This window comes from uncultured Subdoligranulum sp., assembly GCF_937890665.1.
Window position 1 is genome coordinate 1 of sequence record NZ_CALADU010000309.1, and the last position, 9,370, is coordinate 9,370.

A 9,370-nucleotide genomic window follows, 5' to 3' on the forward strand; every position below is an offset into this window, starting at 1 on the left:
GCAAGCAGGTAAACACAGGTTATTCCTTAATATCCTTTTGTTTGGGAAACTCCGCACTCCCATTTGGATACGGTTTTGTCGCTGATGGCAAGCTGGTCGGCCAACTGCCGCTGGGTCAGGTTTTGGGTTCGGCGCATCTGGGCAATGAACTTCCCGGTCTTGTTTTGGTCCATGGGGCCACCCTCCTTTCTGAGGGTAGTATAGCATAGGAACCGTCGCGGGAACACCCACGGACCGTAGAGTCCCCCTCTTTACCGCTGCTGTGGGCTAAAAAAGCCGCCCTCCCATCAGGAGGACGGCTTGCGTTGCGTGTCATTCGGCGGAGGCTATTTGTTTGTCCGCGCGGATGCAGTGGAGCAGGTAGGTCAGTTGTCCGGCACCCCAAGGGGCCAGCGCTGCCAGAATCGGCAGCGGTCCCACCGGGACAAAGATGTTGAGCAGCGCCATAACCACCCAAAGGGCCAGAGAAGTGTAGGTGGTGGCGATGTAGGCGGCGTAGGCCGCTTCCCCGATGCGCCGACGCTCCGCTTCATCGCAGCTGTCATACCATTTTTTGCGGAATTTCACATCGTAAACGCTGCCCTGTTTTTCGGGGTTCATGCGGCGGGTCAGATCCACCACCCGGCGTTGCAGGTGGATGGAGAGGAACATCATTACGACACAGAAAATCGGAACCATCAGGGCTACGGAAGCTCCTACGGCTCCCAGCGGCAGCAGCGAAAGGCAGAGCCCCAGCGACAGCAAAACCAGGAATTGTGTGGTGCTTGCCCAGAGCAAAGCCCAGTCCAGACGGCGTTCGATTTGCTCGGGCAGCCGCTCATCATCTCCGTCCCAACGGGCAAAGAGTGTCTGGGACTTGCGCAAGCACCACAGGGCAGCGATCACAAAAGGTACGCACAGTAGCGCCACAAAGGGGAGGGCTACACTCAGCGCCAGAATGGCCGATCCGGTCAATTCTGCAGGGGAAACGGCCGCCGCCAGCCAGTTGGAAAAAATGGCAATGAAAGCGCCGATTGCGGCCCCCAACGCAACGAACAGCAGAAATCCGGGCAGTTTGCGGCGATTCTCCTGTCTGATTTTATCCTGTTTATCCTGTTTGTCCATTGGTTTCATGGTTATCCTCCTCATAGGTAAAAAGATCTTCCACGGTTACATTGCACAGCTTGGCCAATTTCAAGGCCAATGTGACCGAAGGGGAGTAGTCTCCTCGCTCAATCTGGCTGATGGTCTGGCGGGATACCCCTGCCATGGCGCCCATCTGTTGCTGGTTGACCCCCAGCCGGGTGCGATATTCTTTCAGGTGATTGTAAAGCGGCATCCATCCATCTTCTTTCCAACATGAGGTTGAATTGACAAGAAACTTTGTCATAGTGACAACTATACTTGTCATTTTAAGTATAACACTGACAAGAAAAGTTGTCAATGGGCCCGCAAAAAAAGACCGCCCTTCCTTTGGGGGGAAGAACGGTCTTTTTTGTCGGTTTATCCAATGGGATTAGGCCTCGGCGTCCTTGCTGTTTTCATAGTCAAAGGTCACGCCCAGTGCCTCGGGGGCAGCAGCCATCAGCGCGTCCACATCGGCCAACTCGCTGTTGCTCATCACAAACAGCACCTTGTCGCCAAAGGTGGCCACCCGGGCTTTGTCAGCCATCACACAGACCCATTTGTTCATCTGGACGTTGTTCAGCACAGCGTCCGCGATGGTTTGGGCATCGACCTCGTCCTTGACCCGCAACAACACCAGACTGTATGCCTGACTGCCGGTCATCGACTCGGACAAAACACCGGCATCCACCTTGGCAGCCTGTTCAGGGCTAAGACCAGTGTTGTAGGTGCACCAGCTCTCGTCAGTCAGGTCCACAGCGCTGGTGGTCATCATCATCAGTTCCACCGGATAAGCGGTGTAGAGCTTGTCCACCATCTCGCTGAGTTCGGCATCGGCGGTCAGCTCTTCGCCGGTCTCCGGCGTTACGGCCATATCGGAGTCGGAAGTGTCCCCGTCCGGTGTGGCGGGCTGACTCATCACGTCGTCAGGCAACGGGGTAGGCGTGGCTTCAGCGGGCTCTTTGGCACTGCCGCAGGCGGTCAGGGCCAGAGCGGCCAATAAACTCAGACAAATCCATGCTTTTTTCATACAAGGGTTCCTTTCTCGGTTAAAATTTCTTCGGGGGCAAAGCGAACATCCCAGCTGTCGGCAGGCACCTCGGGCAGAATCAGTGCCGAGGGGCAAAGCAGCAACCGGCTGCCTTTAGCATGCGCCAAAAACCGGTCATAATACCCGCCGCCGCGGCCCAACCGCACACCGTCTGGACTTACTGCTAAGCAAGGGATCAGCAGCAGTGCCTCCTCCGGTGGGCGGACGGCGGGACAATCGGCCGGCGGTTCAAGGATGCCAAAGGCGCCCCGCTGTAAAAGTGCCAGATCAGGAATTTCCACCCAGTCCATGCAGCCCGCTTCCGCTACCCGGGGCAGCAGCAAGCGCTTGCCATCCGCCAACGTCTGCCGCAAGATCGGCATGGTATCGGGCTCATCGGACAGAGCGGCAAAGGCCAGCACCGTTTGGGCATGCTGCCAACAAGGCAGGGCGAACAATGCCTGCGCCATTTCGCAGCCAATGCGTTCCCGGTCCATCGCTGCACGCAGCGTTTTGGCGTGGGTACGCACTTCCCGTTTGGTCATGGGCATCCCTTCCTTTTCCGGTTTGGGGCTATTATACCACAGGTCCGCGTTGCTGGCAAGTAACAAAAATTCTACACGGTATACAGAGAAAAATGCAGGCAAACCGAAGTGTCCATCTTGCCCCTAGAGGGAAAATAGAGTATAATATATGCTGTATTGTTATGCGTTAAGATGCGATTTAAGAAACTGATTTTCTGAAAATTGTGTAGGAAGTAAAGGAGCAGACCAACCATGGGTAAGTTTAATTTTATCAAGACCGAAATTCCCGAGGTACAGATCATCGAACCCACCGTATTCGGTGACGACCGGGGCTATTTTATGGAAACCTACCAGATCGATGACTTTGCGGCGGCAGGCATCGACAAGCCCTTCGTGCAGGACAACCAGAGCCGTTCCACCAAGGGCGTGCTGCGGGGTCTGCATTTCCAGAAGAACCATACGCAGGGCAAACTGGTGCGGGTGACGCTGGGCGAAGTGTTTGACGTGGCGGTGGACTGCCGTCCCCACAGTGCTACCTTTGGCAAATGGGTGGGCGTGACCCTCTCGGCGGACAACAAGAAGATGCTCTATATCCCCGAAGGCTTTGCCCACGGCTTTGTGGTGCTGTCCGACGTGGCAGAGTTCTGCTACAAGTGCACCGATGTGTATGATCCTACTTCGGAGGGCGGCATCCCCTACGACGACCCCACGGTGAATGTGCAGTGGCCGGATTGCGGCTGCGAGCATAAGACCAGCGCTAAGGACAAAGAGCACACCCCCTTTGCGGAACAGAAGTTCGAATTTTTCGAGAAGTACTAAGGAGTTACCGTGCAAAGTTTCAAAAACAGTTTTGCAAGTTTCTGGAAGTACCGTTACCTGCTGCAGAACCTGATCACCCGAGACTTCAAGCTCAAATACCGCCGCAGTGTGCTGGGTGTGGCTTGGAGTGTGTTGAACCCGCTGTTGACCTGTCTGGTCATGTTTTTGGTCTTTGATTCCATTATGAAGGGCCTGCGGGGAGAAGGCATCCCGAACTTTGCCGGCTTCCTGATCATCGGCCAGTTGCTTTTTAACTTCTTCCGGGAATCCACCAGCATGGCTATGGAAAGCGTGCTGAAAAATGCGCCGCTGCTGCGCAAGGTGTATATCCCGAAGTACATTTTCCCCATGGAAAAATGCTGCTTTGCGTTGGTCAACTGTGCTTTCAGCTTTATTGCGTTGGTGATCGTCTTTGTCATCACCTGGACGCCGGTAAGCTGGTCTACGGCATGGATAGCCCTCTACCCGCTGATCATGCTCTTCTTTTTCAGTCTGGGCATTGGCTTGTTGCTGTCGGCGCTCTACGTCTTTGTGCGGGACATCATGCACATCTGGGAAGTGTTCTGCACACTGCTGGTCTATGCCAGTGCGATTTTCTATGATCCCGAAACTCTTTCTGGCATTATGCAGCGGCTCATCCATATCAATCCCATGTACTGGTACATTACGGCGTTCCGCCGCTGCGTACTGTGGGGACAAGGGCTGGACGCCACCATGTTGACGGTCTGCTTCCTCTGTGCCGCCGTGAGCATGGCGCTGGGCATCGTGGTCTTTAAGAAAAATCAGGACAAGTTTGTCCTGTACATGTAAGGGGGCGCACCTATGGCAGCAGAACAGCCGATCATCTCCATCGAACATGTCTCGATGCGCTTCAATCTGGCGAAGGAAAAGCACGAAAGCCTGAAGGAATACTTCGTGGCTTTGATGCACGGTGGGGTGCGCTTCGACGAATTTTTTGCGCTGGATGATGTCAGCTTCGACATCATGCCCGGCGATTTCTACGGCCTTATCGGTCTGAACGGCAGCGGAAAGAGTACGCTGCTCAAGATCATTTCCGGCGTGTACAAGCCTTCCACCGGCAAGGTGACGGTGCGGGGGACCATCGCGCCCCTCATCGAGCTGGGCGCCGGTTTTGATATGGACCTTACCGCCCGGGAGAATATCTACCTCAACGGCACGGTGCTGGGCTATACCCCCAAATACATCGACTCCAAATTCGATGACATTGTGGAATTCAGCGAACTGAAAGATTTCCTCGATGTTCCGCTGAAAAACTATTCTTCCGGTATGGTGGCTCGTCTGGCTTTTGCGGTGGCTACCATGACCAAACCGGACATCCTCATCGCTGACGAGATTTTGTCGGTGGGTGACTTCCTGTTTCAGGAAAAATGCGAGCGCCGTATGGCGGAGCTGCTCTCCGGCGGCACGACGGTGATTCTCGTCAGCCATTCCATCGACCAGATCGAACGGATGTGCAACAAGGTGGCATGGCTGGACCATGGCCATCTGCGCCGCAACGGACCCACCGCCGAGATCACGGCGGAATACCGCAAATTTGAGAAAAAGGACGCCATGCCCGCCAAGCGGACGGAGGAATGAGGCCATCCATGAAGCAACAACCCAACAACGAACGTCCCGCCGATCTGGCCGTACAGGACAGTGTGGGCGGTATGGCACGACGCCTGCTGAATCCGGCCCATCTGCAAGATCTGGCCCGGCGTTCGCTGGCTACCCTGCGGGAAGAAGGGGCCGAGCAGCTTTGGCGGGATGTGTCTTTCCGGGTCGGGCTGGCTTTCCACCACGACGACTGGCGGCACCGGGCCGATCTGCCCTTGCGCCGCACCCTAAAAGCCCAGCGGGCAGCCCATTTGCAGGGACCCTGCATCAGTGTGGTGGTGCCGGTCTTTAATACGCCGCTGCGCTTTTTTGATGAGATGGTGCAGAGTGTGCAGCGCCAAACGTACGACCATTGGCAGTTGGTGCTGGTGGACGCCAGCGACGACGCCCACGGGGAAGTTTCCCGGCGGGCGCAGCAGTATGCCGTTAAGGACAGCCGCATCACCTACCAAAAGATCGAAAATCAAGGCATCGCCGCCAACACCACGGCCGGTTTTGCCGCCGCTGCCGGCGAATATCTGGCCCTGCTGGACCATGACGATGTGCTCTACCCCAACGCCCTTTTTGAATGTGTGCAGACCATCCAAAAGACGGGAGCAGATTTTGTATATAGCGACGAGATCGTTCTCTCGGCTGATTTGAAACAGTTGGGCGGGTACCACTTCAAGCCGGATTTTGCCCCCGACTATTTGCGGGGTGTCAACTTTATCACCCATCTGGCGGTGTTTAGCCGCCCGCTGCTGGATGCGGCGGGGGCCTATGAATCCAAAGAGTTTGACGGTGCACAGGACCACGATCTGATTTTGCGTTTGACCGAAAAGGCCCAGAAAATCGAGCACATCAAGCAGGTGCTCTACATCTGGCGGGGCCACGCCGGTTCCACCGCCGCAGGTATGGAAGCGAAACCCTACGCCATCGCGGCAGGGGAACGAGCCATCGATGCCCAGCTACAACGATTGGGGCTGCCCGGCCAAGCCATGGCGGTGCCCGACGCCCCCGGTGCCTTTCAGGTGCGGTATGAGCTGACCGGTCACCCATTGATCAGTGTGCTGATCCCCAACAAGGACCACACCGACGATCTGGACCGCTGCCTGACCAGCCTTTACCAGAACGCCGGATATGACAACTTTGAGGTGTTGGTCATCGAGAACAACTCCACCGACCCGGCCACCGAGGCTTACTACCAGACCCTGCCCCAGCGGTTTGCCCGCTGCCGGGTGGTGCGGTATCAGGGGCCCTTCAACTTCTCGGCCATCAACAATTTCGGTGCTCAGTTTGCCGAGGGGGAACATCTGCTTCTCCTGAACAACGACATCGAGATCTTGTCCCGGGATTTCCTGCGGGAACTGCTCAGTTACAGCCAGCGCCCCGATGTGGGGGCTGTGGGGGCAAAACTCTACTATCCCGACGATACCATCCAGCACGCTGGTGTACTCATGGGCATTAACGGCAGCGCGGGGCACAGCCACAAAAGCTACCCCCGCACCGCAGTGGGGGATATGTACCGGCTGGTCACCACCCAAAACTATATGGCGGTCACCGGTGCCTGCCTGATGACCAAGGCGTCGCTGTACAAAGCGGTGGGCGGTCTGGATGAAGACAAGTTTGCCGTGGCCTACAACGATGTGGATTATTGCTTGAAACTTTGGCAGCAGGGCTTGCTCAATGTCTATACCCCCCGGGCCGAAGCCTACCACTACGAGAGCAAGAGCCGGGGACTGGATACCCTTTCGGAAAATGCGAAACGCTACGAACGGGAAAAGGCCAACTTCTACGCCAAATACAAGCAATATATCGACAACTACGATCCCTACTACAACCCGCATTTCAACAATCTGTTTGAAAACTTCGGCCTGAAATAAGGAGGTTCTTCCATGAAGAATCGTTTTGATACCCAGCTTTTGATTGAGGGGCACGATCTGGAGGAGGACGTGATCCACGACGGCATCCTGAACTGTGCCGAGGGGGACTGCCTGCTGGTGGTGGGGGATGAGGATCTGATCAAGGTCCACTACCACACCGATACCCCGTGGAAGGTGCTGGAATACGCCGCCACGCAGGGGGACATCCACACCATCATCATCGAAAATATGGAGCGTCAGGCCAACGGCCTGCACGGCTGATGCCATGAGTTTGCAGACAAAACGTATCCGGGAACTGTTTGGTTACGCCCGTACCCTCACGAAAGAGCAGGGGGTGGGGGTGATGGCCACCCGGGCGGCGGGCTTTTTCAAGCGGCGCTTTTTCGGTAAGCGGGCGCGGTATCTGCCTGCCAAGAAAACGCTGGAAGCCCAGCGAACCGAGGCGGCCCAACAGGCGGCTTCGTGGCCGACCATCAGTATTTTGACGCCCCTCTACAACACACCGCTTGGCTTTTTGCAGCAGTTTTTGGACAGTGTGCAGGGCCAAACGGCCCCCAACTGGCAGTTGGTGCTGGTGGATGCCAGTGACGAAGCCCACGGCGAGGTGGGGCAGATGGTGCAGGAGCGGGCCGCGCAGGATGCCCGCATCGTATACCAAAAGATCGAAAACAAAGGCATCGCCGCCAACACCAACGCCGCGGCAGCGCTGGCGACGGGGGAGTATCTGGCATTGGCCGACCACGACGATATGCTGGCCCCCCATGCCATCTATTGGATGAGCAAAACACTGGCAGACAGCAAGGCGGATTTCGTTTACAGCGACGAAGCGCTGTTTGAGAAGACGCCTCAGCGTCCCCGGGTGGGACACTTTAAGCCGGATTACGCGCCGGAATACCTGATGGCAGTGAACTATATCTGCCATCTGGCGGTGTTCCGTCGGGAACTGTTCGAGGCCGTGGGCGGCGAACGGCCCGCGTGCGACGGCGCGCAGGACCATGATTTGTTCCTGCGGCTGATCGACGAGATGCAGCGCCGAGACCCGCAGGACAAGCCGCTGCACCTGCCGCAGGTACTTTACTATTGGCGTGTGCATGCGGCTTCTACCAGCGGCGGCACCGGGGCCAAACCTTATGTGGAAGCCGCCGCCCGCAAGGCGGTAGCCGATCATCTGGCAGCCATCGGGCGGCAGGGTAAGGTGGAACCGGGCAAATTCCCCGGCACCTGCCATGTGGTATGGGAACTGCCCGAACCCCAGCCGCTGGTGTCCATCCTGATCCCCAATAAGGACCACACCGACGATCTGGAGAAGTGCCTGCACAGCCTTTATGCCAAGACCACCTACGAAAATTTCGAGGTCCTTGTCATCGAGAACAACTCCACCGACCCAGCCACCGAGGAGTATTATCGCCGGCTGCCCCAGCGGTATGACCGTGCCCGGGTGGTGCGGTATAAAGGCGGTTTCAACTTCAGCCGCATCAACAACTTTGGCCGCAAATACGCAAGCGGCAGTTATCTGTTGCTGCTCAACAACGACATCGAAGTGATCAACGGTGACTGGCTGACCCAGATGGTAGGGGAGTGCAGCCAGCCCGGCGTGGGCATCTGCGGCGCTATGCTCTACTACCCCGACGATACCATCCAGCATGCGGGCATCATCACCGGGCTGGGCGGCTATGCAGGGCATAGCCACAAGTACCACAAACGGGGCGGCAGCGGCTATATGTTCCGGCTGGCCACCGTACAGGATTTCTCGGCAGTGACCGCGGCCTGTCTGCTGGTGCGCACGGCGGTGTTTGATCAGGTCCACGGCCTTGACGAAACACTGACTGTTGCCTACAACGATGTGGATTTCTGCCTGCGGGTCCGGGATGCAGGCTGGCGCATCGTTTGGACGCCTTATGCAGAACTCTACCACCACGAAAGCAAATCCCGCGGCTCCGACGAGAAAGACCCGGCCAAGAAAGCCCGGTTTGATACCGAGCATGACCGATTGTATGAAGTGCATGGACGGGAGAATATCCTCCATGATCCCTACTACAATCCCTCCCTGTCTTTGGACTACGAGGATTTTCGGGAGAGCGGCGATCTGCGCCATCTGAAATAAACAAAAAGGCACCCCGCACATCATCCGATGTGCGGGGTGCTGCTGTATCGAGAAATTGTTACTGCACGGTGGTTTGCAGCTGGGGCGCGCCGCCGGCTAGCTGTTCAGCCGTCACAGGAGCCGGTGCTTCGGCAGGCTGGGTCAAACGTTCCCGAGCCACTGCCAGCATCAGCTTGATGCGGTTTTCCTGATTGACCCGGGTGGCACTGGGATCGTAGTCCACGGGGGTAATGTTGGCCTCAGGGTGCAGGGCGCGGATCTTGTTGATCATGCCCTTGCCCACGATGTGGTTGGGCAGGCAGCCGAAGGG

11 protein-coding genes and 1 pseudogene are annotated in these 9,370 nt (G+C 56.9%); 6 read left to right on the plus strand and 6 right to left on the minus strand.

What is annotated here, in order from left to right:
• Positions 1 to 26: 26 nt before the first annotated feature.
• The 5 genes from Q0526_RS17745 to Q0526_RS17765 form a co-directional block, all read right to left on the minus strand.
• Positions 27 to 173, minus strand: a complete 147-nt coding sequence (locus tag Q0526_RS17745; protein ID WP_366522146.1) for a helix-turn-helix transcriptional regulator — start codon at positions 171 to 173, stop codon at positions 27 to 29.
• Between the two features lie 139 nt (positions 174 to 312).
• A complete protein-coding gene (locus Q0526_RS17750; RefSeq protein WP_298736613.1) occupies positions 313 to 1,113 on the minus strand; it encodes a DUF3169 family protein in 801 nt (266 codons plus the stop codon).
• Positions 1,088 to 1,318 carry a helix-turn-helix transcriptional regulator gene (locus Q0526_RS17755; RefSeq protein WP_298736616.1) on the minus strand — a complete coding sequence of 77 codons (231 nt, stop codon included), beginning with the start codon at positions 1,316 to 1,318 and terminating at the stop codon, positions 1,088 to 1,090. The genes Q0526_RS17750 and Q0526_RS17755 overlap by 26 nt, the downstream gene beginning before the upstream one ends.
• A 177-nt stretch (positions 1,319 to 1,495) precedes the next feature.
• Positions 1,496 to 2,134 carry a hypothetical protein gene (locus tag Q0526_RS17760; RefSeq protein WP_298736619.1) on the minus strand — a complete coding sequence of 213 codons (639 nt, stop codon included), beginning with the start codon at positions 2,132 to 2,134 and terminating at the stop codon, positions 1,496 to 1,498.
• A complete protein-coding gene (locus Q0526_RS17765; protein ID WP_298736621.1) occupies positions 2,131 to 2,679 on the minus strand; it encodes a 5-formyltetrahydrofolate cyclo-ligase in 549 nt (182 codons plus the stop codon). Before Q0526_RS17765 ends, Q0526_RS17760 begins: the two co-directional genes overlap by 4 nt.
• A gap of 231 nt (positions 2,680 to 2,910) precedes the next feature.
• On the opposite strand from Q0526_RS17765, the gene rfbC reads away from it, so the two are divergent.
• Genes rfbC through Q0526_RS17795 form a run of 6 tightly spaced genes read left to right on the plus strand, consistent with a single transcriptional unit; the run spans position 2,911 to position 9,060 of the window.
• Positions 2,911 to 3,477, plus strand: coding sequence for a dTDP-4-dehydrorhamnose 3,5-epimerase (rfbC, locus tag Q0526_RS17770; protein ID WP_298736623.1), 567 nt, complete (start codon positions 2,911 to 2,913; stop codon positions 3,475 to 3,477).
• A gap of 9 nt (positions 3,478 to 3,486) precedes the next feature.
• Complete coding sequence (locus Q0526_RS17775; RefSeq protein ID WP_298736625.1) at positions 3,487 to 4,287, plus strand: ABC transporter permease; 801 nt, start codon at positions 3,487 to 3,489, stop codon at positions 4,285 to 4,287.
• A gap of 12 nt (positions 4,288 to 4,299) precedes the next feature.
• Positions 4,300 to 5,076 carry an ABC transporter ATP-binding protein gene (locus Q0526_RS17780; RefSeq protein ID WP_298736628.1) on the plus strand — a complete coding sequence of 259 codons (777 nt, stop codon included), beginning with the start codon at positions 4,300 to 4,302 and terminating at the stop codon, positions 5,074 to 5,076.
• Between the two features lie 8 nt (positions 5,077 to 5,084).
• A complete protein-coding gene (locus tag Q0526_RS17785; protein WP_298736630.1) occupies positions 5,085 to 6,956 on the plus strand; it encodes a glycosyltransferase family 2 protein in 1,872 nt (623 codons plus the stop codon).
• A 12-nt stretch (positions 6,957 to 6,968) separates the two neighbouring features.
• Positions 6,969 to 7,217 carry a kinase to dihydroxyacetone kinase gene (locus tag Q0526_RS17790; protein ID WP_298736632.1) on the plus strand — a complete coding sequence of 83 codons (249 nt, stop codon included), beginning with the start codon at positions 6,969 to 6,971 and terminating at the stop codon, positions 7,215 to 7,217.
• Between the two features lie 4 nt (positions 7,218 to 7,221).
• Positions 7,222 to 9,060 (plus strand): glycosyltransferase family 2 protein, encoded by a 1,839-nt coding sequence (locus Q0526_RS17795; protein WP_298736635.1) that lies wholly within the window; start codon positions 7,222 to 7,224, stop codon positions 9,058 to 9,060.
• 58 nt (positions 9,061 to 9,118) lie between these two features.
• Here Q0526_RS17795 and Q0526_RS17800 read toward each other — a convergent pair.
• Positions 9,119 to 9,370 (minus strand): annotated as a pseudogene (locus Q0526_RS17800) (2-hydroxyglutaryl-CoA dehydratase); the annotation flags it as partial.

Excerpts from the sequence above, each read along its gene's own strand:
- Q0526_RS17795 (WP_298736635.1), top strand. The coding sequence starts at position 7,222 with ATGAGTTTGCAGACAAAACGTATCCGGGAACTGTTTGGTTACGCCCGT.
- rfbC (WP_298736623.1), top strand. The coding sequence starts at position 2,911 with ATGGGTAAGTTTAATTTTATCAAGACCGAAATTCCCGAGGTACAGATC.
- Q0526_RS17750 (WP_298736613.1), bottom strand. The coding sequence starts at position 1,113 with ATGAAACCAATGGACAAACAGGATAAACAGGATAAAATCAGACAGGAG.
- Q0526_RS17755 (WP_298736616.1), bottom strand. The coding sequence starts at position 1,318 with ATGCCGCTTTACAATCACCTGAAAGAATATCGCACCCGGCTGGGGGTC.
- Q0526_RS17745 (WP_366522146.1), bottom strand. The coding sequence starts at position 173 with ATGGACCAAAACAAGACCGGGAAGTTCATTGCCCAGATGCGCCGAACC.
- Q0526_RS17765 (WP_298736621.1), bottom strand. The coding sequence starts at position 2,679 with ATGACCAAACGGGAAGTGCGTACCCACGCCAAAACGCTGCGTGCAGCG.
- Q0526_RS17790 (WP_298736632.1), top strand. The coding sequence starts at position 6,969 with ATGAAGAATCGTTTTGATACCCAGCTTTTGATTGAGGGGCACGATCTG.
- Q0526_RS17785 (WP_298736630.1), top strand. The coding sequence starts at position 5,085 with ATGAAGCAACAACCCAACAACGAACGTCCCGCCGATCTGGCCGTACAG.
- Q0526_RS17780 (WP_298736628.1), top strand. The coding sequence starts at position 4,300 with ATGGCAGCAGAACAGCCGATCATCTCCATCGAACATGTCTCGATGCGC.
- Q0526_RS17760 (WP_298736619.1), bottom strand. The coding sequence starts at position 2,134 with ATGAAAAAAGCATGGATTTGTCTGAGTTTATTGGCCGCTCTGGCCCTG.